The sequence below is a fragment of the Botryobacter ruber genome (assembly GCF_003347595.2).
GTDB lineage: Bacteria > Bacteroidota > Bacteroidia > Cytophagales > Hymenobacteraceae > Pontibacter > Pontibacter ruber_A.
This window is the reverse complement of the sequence record NZ_QCZK02000035.1, coordinates 197,951-219,383: the sequence shown is the minus strand read 5'-3', so window position 1 is coordinate 219,383 and position 21,433 is coordinate 197,951. Positions and strand designations below refer to the sequence as shown.

9 protein-coding genes are annotated in these 21,433 nt (G+C 52.7%); 1 reads left to right on the top strand and 8 read right to left on the bottom strand.

What is annotated here, in order from left to right:
- Window positions 1–18: 18 nt before the first annotated feature.
- From DCW36_RS10475 to DCW36_RS10440, 8 genes are all read right to left on the bottom strand, one after another.
- Window positions 19–2,256: a glycoside hydrolase family 2 protein gene (locus DCW36_RS10475; protein WP_114778582.1), complete on the bottom strand. Its 2,238-nt coding sequence runs from the start codon at window positions 2,254–2,256 to the stop codon at window positions 19–21.
- Window positions 2,257–3,068: 812 nt separating this feature from the next.
- Window positions 3,069–5,333, bottom strand: a complete 2,265-nt coding sequence (locus tag DCW36_RS10470) for a tetratricopeptide repeat protein (protein ID WP_114778581.1) — start codon at window positions 5,331–5,333, stop codon at window positions 3,069–3,071.
- A 197-nt stretch (window positions 5,334–5,530) separates the two neighbouring features.
- Window positions 5,531–7,981, bottom strand: coding sequence for a TonB-dependent receptor domain-containing protein (locus tag DCW36_RS10465; protein WP_114778580.1), 2,451 nt, complete (start codon window positions 7,979–7,981; stop codon window positions 5,531–5,533).
- A 572-nt stretch (window positions 7,982–8,553) separates the two neighbouring features.
- On the bottom strand, window positions 8,554–9,585 hold the full coding sequence (locus tag DCW36_RS10460; protein ID WP_114778579.1) for a glycoside hydrolase family 43 protein: 1,032 nt from the start codon (window positions 9,583–9,585) through the stop codon (window positions 8,554–8,556).
- Between the two features lie 130 nt (window positions 9,586–9,715).
- Complete coding sequence (locus DCW36_RS10455; RefSeq protein ID WP_240676123.1) at window positions 9,716–11,131, bottom strand: sulfatase family protein; 1,416 nt, start codon at window positions 11,129–11,131, stop codon at window positions 9,716–9,718.
- 78 nt (window positions 11,132–11,209) lie between these two features.
- The gene (locus tag DCW36_RS10450) at window positions 11,210–12,721 is read right to left on the bottom strand and encodes a sulfatase family protein (protein ID WP_164891099.1); all 1,512 of its coding nucleotides are present in this window, start codon (window positions 12,719–12,721) and stop codon (window positions 11,210–11,212) included.
- Window positions 12,722–12,826: 105 nt separating this feature from the next.
- Window positions 12,827–14,512 carry an arylsulfatase gene (locus DCW36_RS10445; protein WP_114778576.1) on the bottom strand — a complete coding sequence of 562 codons (1,686 nt, stop codon included), beginning with the start codon at window positions 14,510–14,512 and terminating at the stop codon, window positions 12,827–12,829.
- 162 nt (window positions 14,513–14,674) lie between these two features.
- On the bottom strand, window positions 14,675–16,909 hold the full coding sequence (locus tag DCW36_RS10440) for a glycoside hydrolase family 2 protein (RefSeq protein WP_114778575.1): 2,235 nt from the start codon (window positions 16,907–16,909) through the stop codon (window positions 14,675–14,677).
- A 657-nt stretch (window positions 16,910–17,566) separates the two neighbouring features.
- On the opposite strand from DCW36_RS10440, the gene DCW36_RS10435 reads away from it, so the two are divergent.
- Window positions 17,567–21,433 carry a PKD domain-containing protein gene (locus DCW36_RS10435; protein WP_164891098.1) on the top strand — a complete coding sequence of 1,289 codons (3,867 nt, stop codon included), beginning with the start codon at window positions 17,567–17,569 and terminating at the stop codon, window positions 21,431–21,433.

The following is a 21,433-nucleotide window of genomic DNA, read 5'->3' as shown; positions in this document are numbered from 1 at the left end:
CAATTGTGCTCAGATTAATCAGTAGTGGTAAAGCCCGAAATCGAATTCAGAATCTTCTGCTGCATTCTGCAGCTCCAGGCCAATTACATTCTTGCCCTCCTTCAGGTACCGGGCAAACTCACTGATGTTTATTTCATCGTAATGGCGTTTCGTCAGCGTATACCTGTCGTGTATCAGATGGCCGTTCAGGTAGATTTTCAGGTCGCCGCGGGCAAATACTTTCAGGGCCATTCTATCGGGCAGGTCGTTTTTTACAAAGCTGTTCACGGCCCAGAGTGTCTGGCCTTTGCTTACTTTCACGGGACCGGTCGTTTTTTTAAATGCCGGGCTAAAAGGGTTGTGGTTGTTCCATTCCCGGCCCGGATAGGTAAAGGAGGTCATCAGCGGGGAGGCCTCTTCCTCAGAATCTTTCAGGATGATTTCCTGCTTGTTGATGTGCTGATAATACAGCGGTTCGTGCAGGATACGCGCAGTGGCAACAGGTACTTTTATTATTTCACGGTCGTAGGTCATCAGGCCGTTTACCTCCCCTTCCACATCGGTTGTCTGGGTGTAAATGGCTGCAGCAAGGCCTCTTGCCGTAAGCGGGTACACATTATGAACGAGTTTGACGTATTCGTCTATCAGTTGCTGCGCTGTAAGATAGGTGCGGTAGCCCCAGTTGCGCTTTTCGGCGTTCCACAGGTGGTCTTTTACCGGAAACCCCAGCCCCCCGAATTCCCCTAACACCAGCGCCCGGCCCGGATTTTGGGCACTTGGCTCGATGGAGGGCCCCGGGTACTGATGGGCATCGTACATATGCCCAACGTTACGGTCTGTCCAGCCGCTGGTGCCGTCTACCAGGCGGGTAGGGTCGTACTGCCGCGTCCACTCCACCACCCGCTCCGTGTCGTACTGGCCCCAGCCTTCGTTAAAAGGCACCCACACGACAATGGAAGGAAAAAAGCGCAGATGATCGATAATGGACTTCCACTCATGCTCAAACTGCTGCGCCGATGCTTTCGGCCGCTCCCAGTCTTTCGGCGCGTCGTGGTTTACGTGCTGCTCCGGGTGGCCCAGTTTCAGAAAGCCCGAGGGCATGTCCTGCCACACCAGCAGGCCCATGGTATCGGCATGAAAATAAAAGCGTGCGGGCTCTACTTTAATATGCTTCCGTATCATGTTGTACCCCATCGACTTCACCACCTCCATGTCATATTTCATGGCTTCATCGGAAGGAGGCGTCAGCAGACCATCCGGCCACCACCCCTGGTCCAGCACGCCCCACTGAAAGTAAGGCTTGTTGTTCAGGAATAATTTTGTGTATCCGTTGTTATCCTGCCCCAGCGCAATCTTGCGCATCGCAAAATAGGAGGCCACTTTATCCAGCACTTTTCCACCCCGCACAATTTCCAGCTGGAACTGGTACAGGTTGGGGTACTCCGGGGTCCATAACTGCGGTTCCGGTACTGCTACCGCCAGATCTTCCTGGTAGGGCACTTCCTGCTCAGCAATTACATTGTCCTTGTAAGTTACTTTCAGGCGCACCCGCTCTTTACCGGTGTTTTTGTACAGGCTCGATTTAATTGTTACCAGCTTCCGGTCGATATCCGGCTCCGGCACCAGCGTACGGATACCGGACGGGCTTACCGGCTCCAGCCATACCGTCTGCCAGATACCAGACACAGCCGTGTACCAGAAACCATGCGGTTTAAGGATCTGCTTTCCACGCGGTTGTATATCCGAATCGGTCGGGTCCCACACCTTTACCACGAGCTCCTGCACCCCGGGCTTCAGGTATTTTGATACATCAAAAGAGAAGGCATCGCTGCCGCCTTTGTGTTCGCCCACCAGTTTGTTGTTCAGATAAACGGTAGCCTGCCAGTCTACGGCTTCGAAGTGGAGAATGGCATTTTGCTTACGCCATGATGCAGGCGTTTCAAACGTGGTTCTGTACCATAGCTCCTGGTCGGGCAGGAGCGGTTTGCCCACCCCCGACAAACTGGACTCTACCGCATAAGGCACCAGTATTTTACCGTCGAACTGTGCTGGCTGTGGCAATCCTTTCTTCCGGATGGCATATTCCCACAACCCGTTCAGGTTCTGCCAGTCGTCGCGCACCAGCTGCGGCCTCGGGTACTCCTGCCAGGCATTTGCGGGGCTTACATCTTTTGCCCACCTTGTTTTTAGCTTATCCCCCACCGGTTTCCAGCCTTGCGCTTTGGCCTTGCCTGCAACAAGCAGAAGTAATAAGAAAAAGATTGTTAACCTCTTCATAAAAAATCAATTAAAAAAATACAGCTATCCTACTGCCGTTGCGATAGCTTAATCACCACTTCCAACTCCGGTAAGCGACAGCTGACAGCAACAATGATAGCAAAAGAGGTTGACAGGGATTAGCACAATTGTAGGCAATGCTGCTATTTATGTAGCCGCTCCCAAATAAAGCGCCTGAGCAGGAATAATTGTAGCAGGAGGGCAGGATAACGACGCCACTGCAGCCTCCAGCAGTGGGTGTGGTGGCAGGTGCAGCTAAAAAAATAAAGGAGAAAAAACGTCTGTCCGGAAGTAAAAGCTTAAAAAAAACGTAAACTCGGGAATTATAAGTTTTACAACTTATAGTAACTGCTCATGCATTGCCTCTGAATTATCGTTCTATAGCTAACTTATGCGCTCCTCGGCCGCGCGGCCGCGTTTTCGCTTCCGTCGCTGTCTACATGAACCTGCCCTCGCTCCGCTGCGGGCTGCTGAGCAGAGCTCAGCACCGGAACATGTAGAAGGCTCCTCCTGCGAAAACTGGAAAGGTTTTATGCTTCGATCTTAGAACAATAGTGTGTCCTTGTTTTGATTCCCGAGTTCACGTTAAAAAAAAGCTGTCCACCTGTACCATTGCGTTTCCGGCAACAGGCAGGGAGCAGCATCATAAAAAAACTACTTTTTACAGCCGGCTTTCAGATCCTGCAAAAAAGTATGCTGCAGCTGCCACCACACCCGCTGCTGCACGCAAGCGGCAGTACATACAGGAGGAATGGCGTTTTATCCTGAAAAAGAAGGTTGCAAAACGAGCAGCGAAGGCAACGGCAGGTTTATCACCTGTTTGTCCGGATATACTCCTTCATCTGGAGCAGCTGTGGGTTATTAGGATAGTGTCCCAACAAACGTGCCAGGTGCTGTTCTGCTTTCTCGAAGCTGTTGTTTTGCAAATACAGGATGACCAGTGCGTTTCCGAAGTCATACGAATCAGGAAATCTCTGAAGCCCTTTCAGGTAAACTGCTTCTGCCGCTTCGGCCTGGTTTGCGCGCTGGTAGGCCAACCCCAGGTTATACAGCGCTCTTGTATTGGCTTTATCCAGTTGCGAAGCCTTTTTCAGGTTTTCGATAGCCAGCTCCATTTCATTCGTCTCGGCATATAAAAGACCTAGCGAGTAATAGCCTTCTGCATACCCGGGCTCCTGTTGCAGCACCACATTAAACAAGGCAATGGCTTCTTTTGTATTTCCCTGCCTGTTTTGCAGGTAAGCCAGGTTCAGGCGTGCCGGATTAAAGAAGGAATCGATGGAAAGGGACCGCTTATAGGCCACCTCGGCTTTCCGGACATCACCTTTTCTTTCGTAGTACTGCCCGGCTTCCATCTGGCCGCCCGGGAAATCGGCCCTTTCTTTTAAATTGATCTCGAGCTCTTTGGTTGCCTTCTTGTAAGGCGCCGCAAAACTTGCCGGAACGCTGCTTGCCGGCAACGTAGCCAGCGCATCGGCTGCCGCTATACGCACCGACCGGACAGGATCTTTGAGCATGGGCAACACGTGGTTCTGCGTCTGCTCCAGCGGATACGCATTCAGTTCCTTGAGGGCCGTGTACCGGATAATGGGTTCAGCATCGGATAATGCATTTACAAAAACAGCCAATGTGCCCGGATCGTTTTTCAGCTGCCCCAGGTACCATAAAGCCGTTGCCTTTACAATGGGCGGTTGCTTTTTATCGTTCAGCAACGTAACGAGCCCCGCTGCCGCTGCCGGGTTACGGGTGCTGGCAAAGGTGAGCGCATCCGAGAAGTGTGGCTTCCGCTCTTTCCCAAACCATTTTTCGATGGCATTGGCTGCCCACTGCGCCGTTTGATCGGTGTGGCACTTGTTACAGGCATTTGGCGTACCGTACACCACGCTCTGGTCTGGGCGCGGAACCCGTAAACTGTGGTCCCGCCTGAAGTCGTTGCCCATGTAGGTGGTGCCGGGCATGTGGCAGTTCACGCATTTTGCGCCCTCTGTGTTTACGGCATGAAACGTATGCGCCGGCACATCGAATTTTTTCTGGTCGTGGCACTGGCCGCACAAGGCATTGCCGATGGCTTTCAGTTCGAGGCTGTGCGGGTTATGGCAGTTGGCGCATTTCACGCCGTTCATGTACATTTTGCTTTGTGTAAAGGAAGCATATTCGTAATCTTCCTCTTTTATCTGCCCATCCGGATGATACAGGTCGTCTCGTAAAACGGCCGGAACATAGTGGTCCATAAAGCTTCCCTGGTGGTCAAAAGCTTCCGTTATCTGCTCGCGCCGGGCATGGCAGCGGGCGCATTGGTCTACCTGCTCCACCGACGTCAGGTTGGAGGTCTGGTGCAGGTGCTGTTCTGCCTGGTAGGGGTCGCCCTTTTTAATATTGTTTGACTTGATAAAATCGACGTGCGCTTTGCCCGGGCCATGGCACGACTCGCAGCTGACATTGATAATGGAGAAGGAAGTAGCAAACGAATCGGCTTCCGGGATGTAGTTTTTATGCACGTTGGTGGAGTGGCAGTCGGAGCACATGGTATTCCAGTTCAGGCCGCCTTTTGTCCAGTGCAGCCACTCCTTCGGGTGCACTTCAAGATCGGGATACAGGTCGAACCATTTATTTTTTTTACTGTCCCAGGCTGTGCGCAGGCACTGCAGCTTACCGCCCGGAAACTCCACGATGTACTGCTGCAGGGGCTTTACCCCATAGGTGTACTTAATTTCATAATCGGCGTACTTTCCGTCGGGGCCTTCTGTGTTTACCCAATATTTGTCGTCTTTCCGGAAAAATTTATTTGTTACACCCTGGCTTTCAAATACCTGATCCTCAAAATCGCCCAACACAAATTCGGAAGTGGCTTCCTGCATGGCCAGGTCATGATCCGATTTATTCCAGTCGCTGAATTCCTGCTCGTGGCATGACCTGCAAGACTCACTGCCGATGTAACTTGCAGCTATTACGTCTGCTGTCAGCAGCTCTTTTTTGCCTGCGTCTGCAGCCTCAGGTTTACCCTCCAGCCAGAAGTAAACAATTTGTACGCCAACAACTACGGCAAGAATTAACAGGACTATCTGCTTCCGGTTCACTTTGATATTGCTTTAGGTTTCAACAGCATCTTATCACTTGCCTAAGGTAGGCTTCCAGAGGAACAAAATCAAATTATTAACAGCCTATGTTATAGCATAACCGATCATCAGAACAAAGCCACCCGGGTAGTACCCGGCAAAGCACCGGCTTTGCCGGAAGCGGTAAACCTATCGTGCGCCCTGGGTATGCCCGCAGCTTAAAATTCTTTCTCCCCGAACTCGCTCTCGGTAAACTTCACTTTCTTACCCAGCTTGTTGAGGTTAAAGCTCAGGTTAACCATAACCACATCTACCTCATAAATGTAATTGGTGGTCGTAAAAAAGTCTCTGCCGCGGGTGGTGATGCGCTGCTCATTGGAGTTCAGCAGGCCCATATCCATGTTCTGCCACTGGAGCGTTGCCGCCAGCATACCATCCATAAACGTTTTCCGCAGGGCCAGGCTCGGGTTGTAGAAGCGGGAGTCTTCGCCCTGGGCGGTGGCTCGCTCCGAGATGTAGTTGAGGGTCCACTGCAGGTTCAGGGTATTCGACAGTTTGAAATTGGTGTTGGCATTGAGCGAGTATACCAGGCTGGAGTTGTTCACCTTTACCGTGTTGTTGAACAGGGCGCCTTTTATTTTGTAGTCATACACATTACCGCCCAGGTACAGTTTCCACCAGTTTACAGGCTGTATGTCCACACCTGCTTCCAGGCCAAGGCGGGAAGCCCTGCCGGCGTTGGTATAAATGCGGCCAAGCACGGTATCGGCATACACGTTGTTTACACGGTTAATCACGTTCTTGATGTCCTGGTGGTAGAGCGTGGCAAACGCAGAACCAATGTTAAAATTCTTCACCAGCCCCAGTTCCGTCAGGTTCACAAACTCAGGCAGCAGTTCCGGATCGCCCTGCTCCAGTGTTTCGGAGTGCTCGCGCTCGGGAAGCGGGTTCAGCTCAAAGCTGGAGCTGCGCTGCACCCGGCGGCTGTAGCCTGCTTTGGCTTTCAGATCGTCGTTGAAGGAATAGAGCACGCTGGCCGAAGGAAAGAAGTTGCTCAGGTTCAGGATGTGCTCTTTGTCGCGGATGATAAAGCTGCGGGCGGCATATTCGTAGCGCAGTCCGCCTACATACTCCAGCTTTTCCGTTTTACCCGAGTACTGGCTGTAGGCCGAATGGATCTGGTTGGTCAGGTTTACATTGCCGCTGAACTCGGGGTAGTAGATAAAGTCGGGCGAACCCTTGTCTTTTTGCTTGTACACAAACTCGCCATCGTCGTTGTGGTGCCGGAACTGGTAACCGCTTTCCAGCTTGCCTGCTCCCAGCGGAATTGCATAGTCTGCACGCAGGCGCAGGCCGTTGAGCGGACGCACGTTGGTGTTCTCGGTGTATTGCAGCGTATCGATCATTTCCTGGCTCTGCAGGTTCAGGTTTTTTGTAAACCCGGACAATTTATCGCGTTCTACTAATGCCGAGAGCGAGAGCGAGGAACTGTTCTGGAATTTGTGAGTGTAATCCAGGTTGGTAATCAGGAAATCGCCGCGTTTTTTTACCAGGTTGGAGTTAAAGTAGTTGCTCCTGCCAATCACTTCGCCTGTAGAAACGTTGCGGGTGGTGTTGGTGTAGTTAATGTCGGCCAGGCGGTATTCGGTACGGTTGCCGTAATAAAAGCCGGTTTGGAAAGTATTGTTTGCATTGGGCGTGAAACTGACAGCGGCACGGGCCGAGTGGTTGTATTTATCGAAACTGCGCTCGCCTACCGACGGAAAAGAGGTGAAGCGTTCGCCGATGGTGGTATTCACATCGCCTACCCGCCTGCCGGAAATATCGTTGCGCACATAGCTGCCGCCTACCGACACATCCCAATTCTTTTTCCGGAAGCTGAGGGTAGCATCGGCGCCATATCGTCGGGCAGGCGCTACGTTGTCGTAATTTTCGATGCTGGGTAAACCACCCTGCACGTTGGCCAGTACGGTTATGCCGTCGGTAGCGCCCTGTTTGGTCGTGATGTTGATAATACCGGCTTTCCCGTCGGGGTCGTATTTAGCAGAGGGCGCGGTAATTACTTCTACATTCTCGATGGCGTTGGCCGGAATCTGGCTCAGCAGCGAGGCGGCATCTGACTGCACCGGTTTGCCATTGAGGAACACCGTGAAGCCGGTGGTGCCGCGCATGCTTATCTCGCCCTGGGCATCAACCGAAACCGAAGGCATGTTCTTGAGTACGTCTACGCCCGTGCCGCCGGCAGCAGTCTGGAAATCTGCCGCCCGGAACACCTGCTTGTCTATCTGGTGCTGCACCACGGCCTTTTCGCCGACCACCTGCACTTCCTGCAGCATCAGCTGGTTAGGAGCTAAGGCAATAGTACCTAACTTGAGGGCCTGGTTTCTGGAAACCCGCAGGTTCTCCATCTTGGTCACTTCAAACCCCAGGAACTGCACCTGCAGGTGGTAATTTCCTTCTTTTATCTTACTCAGCTGGAACCGTCCCTGGGCATCGGTCAGGCCGCCGGAAATAAAATTATTATCTGGAGCACTTAAAAGCGTAACGGAGGCAAACTCAATTGGCTTGTTGTCGATTTTACTTACGATCTGCCCCTCTACAGCACCCGATTGCGCCAGCACCTGAAATGCCGACATACACATTAAAACAATGGCAAATAACTTTTTCATATAGTAACTAAAAACTGAACTACGAATGGAGCTAAAGGAGATAATTTTATAAAAGTGATCCTGACAACAAATGTAATGTCAGGGGCTCAACTGCATTAGCAAAATTGTAGCAGAATGTAACAACTATGTAGCACAACCCGATCAGGAGCGATAATCCGGGTACTGCACCATATGATTTCTGCAGAAACCCACGCCGGGGTGCCCTTATTAATTTTGCCCGGAGCACAGAAAATTACAATCTGCACACGGGGTGCAGGAGTAGCGACTGGAGAAAGAAAATGTGGAAGAAGTGCCGAAGCGGGTATGGTGGCCGGTACAGCAGAAAGCATTTGCTTTACCGGGCGGCAAAAGCGGCAGGACAGGAAGTGAAAATGTGCAGCGGGTATGGTGACAGGTGCTGTATGCAAAACGGAACGCACTAACATTCTGCTGCACCAGCCACCATACCTACTGCTGCTGTTTAGCCTATGCGGTAAACAAAAAAAAGTGTTCTGCTAAGGGAACGAAAGCAATACCTTTCCAACAAAGGTCATTTGACCTTTTCGGGGAAAACCCGAACCCAAACCAGCTGATTACTGATGGGATTCGGAGCTTTTAAGGAAATGAAAACTGTTCTCGTCGATGCTCAGTTTATCCGGGCCACCGTTGGCGTCTTTGGAGAAATTGAGTTTTACCACAGCTGTTTTTCGGGGTCCGACTTCAGTGGCAGACTGGTGTGTGTGGAATACATAAAACATGTTTCCTTTTTTATCCTGAACCACATCGCCATGCCCCGTTCCATTCTGCCCAATGTTGGCTTTGCTGATGATCGGGTTGCCCTCGTATTTTTTCCACGGACCGTACGGGCTTTTGCTGGTAGCATAACCAACGGCATAACTTGGCCACTTAAAATGGTTGGCGCTGTAGATAAAGTAGTAGGTGCCTTTGTGCTTGAGTACGGTTGGCCCCTCTGTTACAGACCAGGCATCATTTTCGGTGTTCTCCCAGGTGTCTGTGGCCCTGATACATTCCTTCAGGGTTTCCATTTTCATGGCGGAAAGATCGTCGGTCATTTCGGCTACAAACATCCTGTTGCCGCCATCGGCCACCCGCACATGGTACATGTATTTTTTGCCATCGTCATCTACAAACAGGAAAGGGTCTATCTGCCTGACGGGAGCCGCCAGGGCTTTTTTATCTTTTTGGGTAAAAGGGCCAAGCGGGCTGTCGCTCTCGGCTATGGCAATACTTTCGTTGGCCACATAAGCCATGTGGAATTTGTTGTTGTACTGAAATACCTGCGGCGCCCAGAACTTGGCATCTCCAAAGCCATCTCCTTTCTTAAAAGCAAAACCCGCTCTTTTTCCCGCCGGGCCTTCCCAGTTTTGCATATCCTTCGAAGTATACACCAGGAACCCCTGGCCGGTGTTGCCCCCGGTGCCATACAGGTAATAGGTACCCTTATGGAAGAACATGGTAGGGTCGGCCAGCAAAATATCATTTCCCTGGCTAACTGCAGTTTTCTGCTGTGCCTCAGCAGGTTTGCAGCTAACGGCACAGGAAAGAAGCACCAGGCAGAAAAAATAGTTACGTGCGTAAGTGAAGCTAAAAGCTGAAAATTTCATATTCAAAAAATGTATCTAAATTTGTTTGGCTAAAGAAAGAAAAGAAACGCTGAAAAACTACCGGAGCACGCACAGGAAAGCCTGAATGACCTAAAAAAGTTGTCTGCAGCTGCCTCCATACCCGCTGCTGCTAATGAGGTTTTTCGTACACTCTGTCCATGGCGGCGCCTTCGTCTCCCTGCTCTTTCATCCATTTCTGAAGCTCCAGGGTAAATGTTTTTATCGTAGCGGCATAAGCAGGATCATTGGCCAGGTTGTTCAGTTCCCAGGGGTCTTGCTGTGTATCGTAAAACTCGACGGCGGGCCTGTGTACAAGCCGGTTGGTGACAAATTTTGCTTTTTCAGATGTTTCTGCCTCCGCCTGCCAGCTATCCCACAGGACTGTATTTCTGCCGGGTGTCATCATGTACTTGATGCGATAATCTGCTTCAGGGGTAAGGTTCAAAATTAGTTTATACCTGTCGTTCCGGATGTTGCGGATAGGGTAAGCAGGCCCTTCCGGAATGTTGTTGTGCACCCCGTACGCGTATTGCCGGTGCTGCTTCGCTTTACCTGCAACTACAGGCAAAAAGCTGGTCCCGTCCAGGCCGGCAACGGCTTTTCCCCCGGCCAGCTCGATCAGGGTAGGCGCAATGTCTTCGTATTGCACCAGTGCATCGGTCTGGCTACCCGGTTTCACGTTACCCGGATAGCGCACAATCATGGCACTTTTAACCCCGTGGTCCCACAGGTTCCATTTGCCTCCGGGGAACTGTGGCCCCTGCTCTCCTAAAAAAATGACCATGGTGTTTTTATCCTGCCCGGTCTCTTTCAGCATTTTCATGACATCGCCTACTTCATTATCGAGCTGTCTTACCTCGGCCAGGTACCTGGTAAACAGCTGCCTTGTCTCCTTTGTATCTACCCAGTGAGGCGGCAAGGTTAGTTTAGCCGGATCGAACTCGGATGGGTCGCCTACGGTCCAGGGGGCATGCGGATTGGTGCTCATCACAAACAGGCAGTATGGCTTCCGGCTGTTGCTGACAAAGCTTCTGAGCTGATCCAGGTTGTAATCAGCCGTTCTGGCCACGCAATTCGGTTCAAACCCTTCTATAATTTCAAAAGGGAAAACACTGCGGGGCTTTGTGCTATGGTCTTTCCCGGTTAAAGCCACGCGGTACCCCAGGTCACCCAGGTAATGCCCGATGCTTTTCTGGTTAGGATGCACCTGTTTGTGGTTCTGAAAAGAACCATGTTTTACCGGGTATAAACCCGTAAACAACGATGCCCGGATAGGGATACACATGGCTTCCGATGCATATATCCTGTTAAACCGTAAACCTTCTTTTGCCAGCGCATCTATCTGTGGTGTTTTGATATTTTTACCGCCATAGCAGCTGAGCTCATTGCTGGCCAGGTCATCGGCCATAATAATCACAATGTTAGGCTGATTCTTTTTTGCTCCGGCACCGGCTTGCTTCTCCTGCGCATACAGCTTCCCGGAACACAGCAGCAGCAATAGCCCGAGCATTGCCTTTGCTGCCGTTTGCAAGTACATTCTATTCATCTGGTTCTATGTTATTTAACAGGTTATTTTTTCCCAACCAATATTAATGAAACACGAGCTGTACACCCCTTGTGGTACCTAATCCAGGAAAACATACGGCGCTACCGGCTTTGCTCCTTTTACAGGTGCTTTTGCCTCCGGTATTTCTTCGGGACCTGTTTCAGCATCGCCCTGCTTCTGCCGCCAGTCAGCCAGCTGTTTCCGGAAATCTTTCAGCATGCCGGCATATTTCGGGTTTGCAGCAAGGTTTTGCGTTTCGTGCGGGTCTGCTTCCAGGTCGTACAGTTCCTCCGCCGGGTGGTGGTGGTAGCGCTCCAGAATGGCAGCGGCCTGTTTGTCGGTCTTCGCTTTTTCTACCCAGGAGTCCCAGTACTCGCGGCCGCCGTCGTGGTCTTTGGCTTTATCCATGTGCGTGTGGTACACATTTTCAGGGGCCAGGTTCAGGATGTATTTGTAACGGGATGTACGCAACATGCGCGATGGCGAGCGGTTCATATGCCTGTCGCCGGTGTGGGAGGCAAACACTACTTTCCGGTGTTCGTCCTGCTTTCCCTGCAGCACCGGGAGCAGGCTCTGCCCGTCGATGTTTCCGGGCGCTTTTCCGCCGGCTATTTCCACAAACGTGGGCAACAAGTCTGCCTGCGACACCAGCGCATTGGTGCGTGTGCCTGCTTTTACCTGCCCGGGCCAACGGATGAGCAGAGGAGTCCGGATACCATAGTCGTAGAGGCTCCACTTGGCGAAAGGCCACTGCGGTCCCTGGTCGGCAGTAAAAACCACCATGGTATTCCCGGAAAGCCCGTGCTGCTCCAGGCTGTGCAGCAGCTTGCCCACGTTCCCGTCCATTTTGGTGATGTCTTCGTAATAACGGACCCGCGATTTACGGGTATCTTCGGTGTCGATGTGGATAGCCGGGATATCAACTTCCGCCGGAGCGTACGTTGATGTTTCAGGCCAGATCACATGCGGGCTGTGGTCGGCCACAATCAGCAGGAAAGGCTGGTCGTGCTGCTGGCGGGCTAACCACTTATCCACCGGGGCCATGTTCAGGTCGTAATTAAGGCCGGGCTTCTGCTCGTGGCCGGGCTCCGGCACATTGGTGCCGGAAACACGCTCAAAGTCGAACACCTCTTCGGGGCCTATGTGATACTTGCCGGCAATAACTACCCGGTAGCCCAACGGTTTCAGGTAATGGATAAGGGAGCGGGTGCCATCCTTTACGCCACTGTGGTTGCCGTGGGCGCCGTGCCGGAAGGGCATGAGCCCGGTAAACAGGGTACTGCGTGAAGGGCCGCAGGTGGGTGAACCGGCAAATGTTCGCGTAAACAGAAGAGACTCGTTGGCAAACCGGTCCAGGTTAGGCGTTTTCACGACCTTGTTACCATAAGGGCCTGTATCGGTGACGCCCAGGTCGTCGCCGATAAAAAGAACAATATTGGGTTTTGCCGCCTGCACTGCCTGCGACCTGTATAACTTATTGCTCCAGGCGGTTATCCCAATTGCCAGCGCCATCAATAAAAATACACCATACACTTTATACTTTTCTACTTCTGCCTTGCCAGTGCCAAGCGGGTTCCAACGTTTTTTCATGTTGTTCATCAATCCATACTACTTTTAGGTTGTGTAAACGCTGCTGCACCTGCCACCATAGCCTCTGCTGCCCGAAAACAGGAACCCAGCTTGCGACTGCTGCGCTTATTGATAGACCGGGCTTGGATACACATGCTGCTCCTTTGCCATCTTTTCCCAAAGCGCTGCCATTTCCTTTACCTTGTCAGGATATTGCGCGGCCAGGTTGTTAACTTCGGTTTTGTCTTCTAACATATTAAACAGCTCCCAGTTCGCCTTCGCCCCCAGCCGCACCAGCTTCCAGTTGCCCTGGCGTAAAGCGGCGGCGCCCAGGTGTTCCCAGAAGATCACCTCGTGGCCTTTCTGCTCTTTGCCCAGTATGGCGCCCAGAAAACTTTTTCCTTCCATCGGGGTAATCTGCCTGCCTTCATAAGTTTCAGGATAAGACGCTCCGGACACATCCAGGCAGGTGGCCATGATGTCCATTACGTGGGCCGGGTGCCTTGAAATGGCACCTTTGCTTTTTACTTTCTCCGGCCAGTGCACGATAAAGGGCGTAGCCATGCCGCCTTCGTATACTTTGGCTTTAAAATAACGGAAGGGGGTGTTGCCTACGCTTGCCCACTCAGGGCCAATACCCGAATGCACCATCTGTGAACCGGGCAGCGCCTCCTTGTCAACAGGAAACACCACGGGTACTCCCCTGCGGGTGCTGCCCGCCCGGTCGAACCCGGGACCGTATTTGGATGGCCTTTCGGAACTGGTACCGTTATCGGACAGGAAGAAAATAAGGGTGTTGTCCAGTTCGCCTTTTTCCTCCAGCTTCTTTACCAGTTTGGCGATGGTCTGGTCCATGCGGTCGATCATAGCGGCGTGTACAGCCATGGCGCGTGCATCAAAGACTTTATCCGGATTGCTTTCCCACTGCTTTTCGGGGAACATCCAGGGCGAGAGCGCAGCAGTTTCTTTATCAAACAACCCAAGCCGGAGCATTCTTTCGTAACGTGCTTTCCGGATAGCCTCCCAGCCTGGCTTGTAAGTATCTTCGTATTTCATGATATCCTGGTGCAGCGCCTGCAGCGGCCAGTGCGGCGCCGTGTGCGCAACATACAGGAAGAAAGGCTTGTCGTCTTTGGTAAAATCCTCGACATAAGCCACCGCAGAATCGCCGATGGCCGTGGTGTGGTAGTAGCCTTCGGGTACAGATTTAACCGGGGCCGTACCGTTTACCAGGCTGAAGGGATCAAAATAGTCTACCACTCCCCAGATATTGCCATAGTATTTGTCGAAGCCACGGCTGGTCGGATACTGCTCCAGGGGCCCGAACTGCGGCTTGTCCACCTGGTGTGCCAGCCACTTCAGCTGCTCTTCTTTCTCCAGCTCCTCGGTTTGCGAAATATGCCATTTGCCTACCATGCCCGTATGGTAACCTGCACTTTTAAGTAATTCAGCTATCGTAACTGTGTTTTCGGTCAGGTAGCCCCGGTAGCCGGGCGTATTTTTGTCATGCGTCATGGCGCCCACTCCTGCCTGGTGCGGGTAAAGCCCCGTCAGCAGAGAGGCACGGGTAGGGCAGCAACGGGAGCTGTTGTAAAACGACGTAAACCGCATCCCGTTTTCTGCCAGCCCGTCCAGCGCTGGTGTACTAACTTCGCCGCCATAACAGCCAATATCCGAGTACCCCAGGTCGTCGGCCATGATGATGACAATGTTGGGCCGCTTATCCTGACGCTCTTTCAGGCTGCCGGCCTGTGGGGTGCACCCGGCAAAGCAGGCAACACCCAACAGCAGCAAAAAAAAATTGTTTCTCATGGTATCTACTCTCTTACGCTGTTGCCTTATAAGCCTGTTGCTGCACCGGTGGCACAAGCTTTCACATAATATAACTTTACCAACACAAACAGAAAACACCTTATTTTGCAAAATTTAAACTATTTCAACAGCAGCACATCAGGCAAAAGCCATTTATACCTGTTACTGAAATGTGTATAATCCAAAATCAAACACAGAAGCGTTAACCACATTCGACAGCTCTACCACCAGGCTGTTCTCGCCTTTTTTCAGATACCCGTCGTACTCGCTCAGGTTAATCTCGTCGTAGTGGCGCTTGGTGTTGATAAACTTATTTACAACCAGCTGACCATTCAAGTAAACTTTCGTATCGCCGTGGCCCAGGATGCGCAGTTGCAGGTTTCTTGGAATATCATTTAAGTTAAAAGACTTCGCTGCCCAGCGGTTATCGCCTTTCTTTAACGTAACAGGACCTTTCGCCAGGGTAAAATCCGACTTATTCAGGCTCTTGAGACCGGGGATAAAAAGCGGCTTATCGGTAATGAGCATGTTTTGCGGGTTTATCTCCGAATCCTGGAAGAGGGCGACAGACTTACCGGGTGTATTGTAAAGCGGCTTGTGCAGGATACGAAGCAACTCCGGTTCTATCTTCACTTTCTTACGGTCATAGGTGATCAGGCCGTTCACTTCGCCTTCCACGTCGGTTGTCTGGGTATACACGGCAGCTGCCAGCCCCCTGTGAATCATGGGGTACATGTTGTGCATCAGCTTGGCGTACTCCTTGTGCAGCTCGTCGCTGGTTTGGTAGGTGCGGTAGCCCCAGTTGCGCATGTTCGGGTTCCATATTTTGCCTTCGATGGGCAGGCCAAGACCGCCAAACTCACCCAGCACAATAATTCTGCCCGGGTTTTCTTCGGCAGGCTCCATGCCAGGTCCCGGATAATGATGCGCATCGTTCATGTCGCCCACGCCACGGTCGGTCCAGCCGCTCACGCCGTTAATGATACGGGTCGGGTCGTACTGCTGCGTCCAGTCTACCAGGCGCTTGGTATCGTACTGTCCCCAGCCTTCGTTAAACACCACCCACACCACGATGGAAGGAAAGAAGCGCAGGTGATCGATAATAGACTTCCACTCCTGCTCAAACTGCTGCGCCGATGCTTTCGGTCTGCGCCAGTCTTCTTTCGCCTCGGCTTTGATATGCTGAATTTCCCTGTCTTCGGTCTTAAAACCGGTCACCATATCCTGCCACACCAGCAGCCCCACGGAGTCGGCATAGTAGTAGTAGCGGGATGGCTCTACCTTGATGTGCTTACGCAGCATGTTAAAGCCCATTTCTTTGAGCATATCCATATCGTAGCGCATTGCCTCTTCGGAAGGAGGCGTAAGCAAACCGTCAGGCCACCAGCCCTGGTCCAGGGTACCGTACTGAAACAAGGGCTGGTTGTTGAGCATCAGCCTTTCGTAGCCCATCGCGTCTTTGCCTTTGGCTATTTTGCGCATGGCAAAGTAAGACTTTACCTTATCGAGTGTTTTGCTGCCGTCCTTCAGCTGCACCTCCAGGCGGTACAACTCCGGGTAGTAAGGCGTCCAGAGTTCCGGGTCCGGGATAGCTATTTCAACAGGCTTGTTGGCAGCAGCTGTTTTTTCGGCAACTACTTTGTTATCTTTCAGCACTTTAATTACAAGCTGCTCGTTACCGCCTGCTCCGTTTACCTGGTGCTTAATAATTACTTTGTTCTGATCGATATCCGGCTCCGGGAGAATGGAAGCCACATATGCCTTCGCCACCGGCTCCAGCCACACTGTTTGCCAGATACCTGTTACAGGCGTGTACCAGATTCCTTTAGGCTCCAGCACTTGTTTGCCCCGGGCCTGCGTATCGGTATCGGTAGGATCCCAGACAGACACCACCAGTTGCTGCTGCCCTCCTTTTCTAAGGTACCTGGTAACATCAAATGAAAAAGGATCGCTGCCACCCTTGTGCTCACCCACCTTTTTACCGTTCAACCATACTGTTGTTTCCCAGTCTACAGCATCAAAGTGCAGCAGTACGCTTTTGCCTTTCCAGCCGGCAGGCACCACGAAAGTTCTGTTATACCACAGCTTCTGGTCGGGCTGCACAATTCTGCCAACACCCGAGAGGCTCGACTCGGCGCAGAACGGCACCAGTATTTTACCATCGAACTGCTTTGGCTCCTTCGCTTCCCGGGGCACGATTGCATAATCCCAGTATCCGTTCAGGTTCATCCACTCCGACCGCACCAGCTGTGGCCTCGGGTACTCACGCCAGGCATTTTCTGCTGTCACTTTCTCTCCCCACGAAGTCTTCATCCCCACCGGGTTCAGCTTCTGCTCCTGTGCTTTCGCCAGGAAACTGCAGAGGAAAGCCGCAACTAATAACACGCTTCTTCTCATCTCAATCTAATGTTATTTATCTGTTTTATCTTTGGTTTAATTTTCCGAATTGCTAGCGATACAATATTAGAAAGAGACTTGCAAAGGGTTTATCACAATTGTAGCAAATGCTAGGACATATGTCGCCCACACCTAATAGAAGCTATTTTTGAAAGGGAAAGCTACATTTTAGCTTAACAATGATTTGTTTGCGCGAAGCTATTCCCGAACGCACCAAGCCGCTCTTACCACAACCTTCCTGTTCACCCCCAACATCACGACCACACAGCTTATGCCAGGCAGCAGAGGAAATGGTGGCAGGTGCAGTTTACCAGAAACAAACCAGGAGCGGCAGGCGGAATATAACATATCCCACACAGGCTTTTTCTCGCCAGCCGGAGCGGCTGCACACACCCTGCTGCACGCACCAGGCGTTATGTTTTGCCGCTGCCGGCCCAACAGCACCAAACCGGTTTCCTGGGACTTAAAAGCAACAGCCGCATCTTAATAATTAACAAATATTAGTTTGTAAATACCAGAAAATATCTATCTTACACACCATATAATTATTCTTTACAACACCCTTTCCCATTACCTACTGTATTTTATAACTTTTACGTGTTATCACTTATGAAGCGCGGGCACCGCTACCTGGTAAAGAGAAGTTGTTTTCTCTTCTTGCATCTGCTACTCCTTGTGTTCTGCGCACAGGCCTGGGCGCAGAATACCTCTAACAAAGGGAAAGACTTCTGGATTGCCTACATGGGGCACATAGACGGGCAGAGCAACAGCAACGCCCAATCCAAACTGAGCCTCTATGTTACGTCTGACGTTACTACGACCGGCACCGTAGCGGTTCCCGGCATCGGGTTTGTGCAAAACTTTACGGTTACGGCTAACAATGTGACCATTATCAACATACCGCAGGCGGCTTACATCGGCAATTCGGAGGTGGTGGAGAACAAAGGGATTCATGTAACGGCAGAGGAACCGGTGGTGGTGTACTCCCACATCTACGCCAATGCCCGGTCTGCCGCCACGCTGGCCCTGCCCACCAACACCATGGGCCGCGAGTACTATGCCATGAGCATCGAGCAGAAAAACACGAACAACCTGATTGGCTACAGCGAGCTTGTGGTAGTGGGCGTGGAAGACGATACGGAAGTAGAAATAGAACTCACTGCAGAAAGCTTCGACAAAAAACAGCAGCCGGGTGTGCCCTTTACCGTAAAGCTCAACCAGGGCGAGGTGTACCAGGTAAGGGCCGATGCAGGCAAAGACCTGACCGGGAGCCGCATCAGGACGCTGGTTACTCCCACCGGCGGCTGTAAAAAAGTAGCCGTTTTTTCGGGCAGTTCCTTTACCGGCATTACCAGCAGCAGCATTCCCACCTGCCCCGCCAGCGGCTCCGGCGATAACCTGTACCAGCAGCTCTACCCGCTCAGCGCCTGGGGGAAAAACTACATCACGGCGCCTTTCAAAACCCGGACCGCCGGCGACATTTACCGGATTATGGCCGGTGCCCAGGCAACCCGTGTCAGCATCAATGGTAACACGGTGGTGCTGAACCCCGGGCAGGTGCATGAGTTTGTTAGCACCACCGGCAATTATATTTCCGCAGACCAACCTGTTACGGTGGCACAATACGCCACCACCCAGACCTGCGACCGCAACGGCGTGGTAGGCGACCCGGACATGGTGATTTTGAACCCGCTGGAACAGACGCTGACGAACATCACCCTCTACTCCTCCCCTTTCCAGAACATCACCGGGCAGTACATCAATGTGCTCATGAAAACCGCCAACACCGGTCTGCTCCGGCTGGATGGCCAGCCCGTTACCCAGTGGACGCCCATCCCCTCCAACCCCGCCTATTCTTACACCCAGGCCGATGTGGCTGCCGGTAACCACACGCTGGCAGCCGACAGCGGCTTTAGTGCCATTGCCTATGGGTTTGCCAATGTAGAATCATATGCCTACTCGGCAGGTGCCAACCTGAAAGACCTGACCAAATACATTGTTCCGCAGCCGGTGGCGGGACCACAGTACAGCACGGGCTGCGAAAACAAAGGCGCCATCTTTAAAGTAGTGGTTCCTTATACCCCCACATTCCTGCAATGGGATTTTGGCGACGATCCCGATGCCCCGCTTACCGACGGTGATCTAGCCACCCTCTCCAGCCCCGCGCATGTGTACACCACCAAAGGCAGCTACACCATAAAAGCCATCATCGGCAAACCCGTCTCCAACGACTGCGACACCCAGGACGAACTGACCTTTACCTTTGATGTGTTTCCGAACCCGGAAGCAGCCTTCGGCGCGGCAGAAGCATGCGCCCGGAACGAGATGCATTTTGAGGATAAATCGGTAGCGGCAATAGGTACTACCATTACCAAATGGGAATGGGAGTTTGAGCCGGGAAAAACAGCTACGGAAAGGCATCCGAAGCATACGTTTGAGCAGCCGGGCGTTTACCCGGTTACGTTGAAAGTTACCACCAGCGGCGGCTGTACGGCCACTAGTACGCAGGAGGTTACGGTGCGTCCCTTGCCAGTACCGGCCTTTACTGCCGAACCGGTTTGCGAAACGCTGGCTGCTGCTTTCACCAATGCCTCTGCTGTTGCGGAAGGAAGCATTTCCCGTTACGAATGGAATTTCGGCGACCCGGCATCTGCTGCCAATACCTCCACAGCCACCAATCCTTCGCACAACTTCACAAAAGCAGGAACTTTCCGCGTGATACTGAAAGCCTACTCCGACAAAGGCTGCGTGGACTCGGTTGCGCAAAATATCATCATTTATCCCAAACCGATACCTGCTTATACCTTACCCGAAATCTGCCTGCGCGACGAAGCGGCTTTTGTAAACGAGTCAACCATCGAGAGCGGCACCATGACCTACCTCTGGGACTTTGGCGACGGCACCACCTCTACGGAAAGAAATCCGAAGCACCGCTATTCGGAGGCGCGGCTATATAAAGTAAAGCTGACCGTTACCTCCGACAAAGGCTGCGTGGCCAGCAAAGAAACTGACTACGTGGTAAGCGGAGCCGAACCGGAAGCAAAGTTCTCAGCCAGCAGTTTCTGCCAGAAAGACGCTGTGACCTTTAAAGATGAATCCACGCTTTCGTTTGGCACCATCAAGCGGTGGGAATGGGACTTCGGAGACGGCAGCACCTCCGACGAGCAGCACCCTACGCACCTGTACACGACGCCAGGCCTGAAAACCGTAAAGCTTACTGTTTACTCGGGCGGCGTGTGCTTCAGCACCACCACCCAACAGCTAACCATTATCCCGAGCCCGACGGCCGCCTTTACCACCGCCAATGTCTGCCTGGAGGAACCAGCACTTATTACGCAGGCTTCGACCATGACCGGCGGCACCATCGCCTCCTACACCTGGGATTTTGGCGACGGAACATCTCCTGTAGCAGTTACCACCCCCACGCCACCCCGGCACGTGTACCAGGCAGCCGGTACCTACCAACTAAAACTGACGGTAACAGCCGGCAACGGCTGTACCGACATGGCCGCCGGCGAAATAACCGTTTATCCCAGACCGGCAGCGGCTTTTACCGCAGCCAACTTCTGCGAGAAAGACGTAACGGCCTTTACCGATGGCTCCACCCTTTCTTCCGGCGCCATCAGCAGCTGGTTGTGGGAGTTCGGCGACGGCAGCACCTCTACACAGCAGCACCCCCGGTACACCTACAAAAGCCCGGGCACCTTTATTGTTAAACTGACCGTCCGCTCCGACAACAACTGCACGGCCTCTGCGACCAGCACCGTTACCATCAGCGCCCAGCCCCGGGCCAAAGCAGGCCCCGACCAGCTGGACCAGTGCGGCAGCAGGAGCACTACCCTGCAGGCAGAAGCACCTGCCGTGGGGGCGGGTACCTGGAGCATGGTGAGCGGAAGCGGCGGCACCATCCACCAACCCGACCAGCACAACAGCAGCTTTTCGGGGCAACCGGGCGAGCAGTACACCCTGCGCTGGACCGTCCGCAACGGCACCTGCCCCGATGCTACCGATGAGGTGTTGATACGCTTCAACCCGCTCCCCTTCGTTTCGGCGGGCGCCGACCTGGAGGTACTGGAGGGCGAAAGCATTAGCCTGGAAGGCAGCGGCGACGGCACCTACCTCTGGGAACCGGCTGAAGGTTTAAGCAACCCCCGCGCTGCCAACCCTTCCGCCAGCCCAACTGAAACGACGGTTTACAAGCTTACCATGACTACAGCCGCAGGCTGCACTGCTTCTGACAAGATGCAGGTAACCGTGCTCCCGCGCCTGAAAATTCCGAACGCCTTTTCCCCGAACAACGACGGTATCAACGACACCTGGGTGCTCTACGGCATCTCCGCTTACCCGCAGGCCAGCATCCAGGTATTTGACCGGTGGGGCAGCCTGGTGTACGACGGCGGTTTCGACCAGGCATGGGATGGCAGGCACAACGGCCGGCAGCTGCCCATGGGCACCTACTTCTACATCATCAAACCCAACAGCAAGCACAAACCCATGAACGGGACCATTTCCATTGTTCGATAA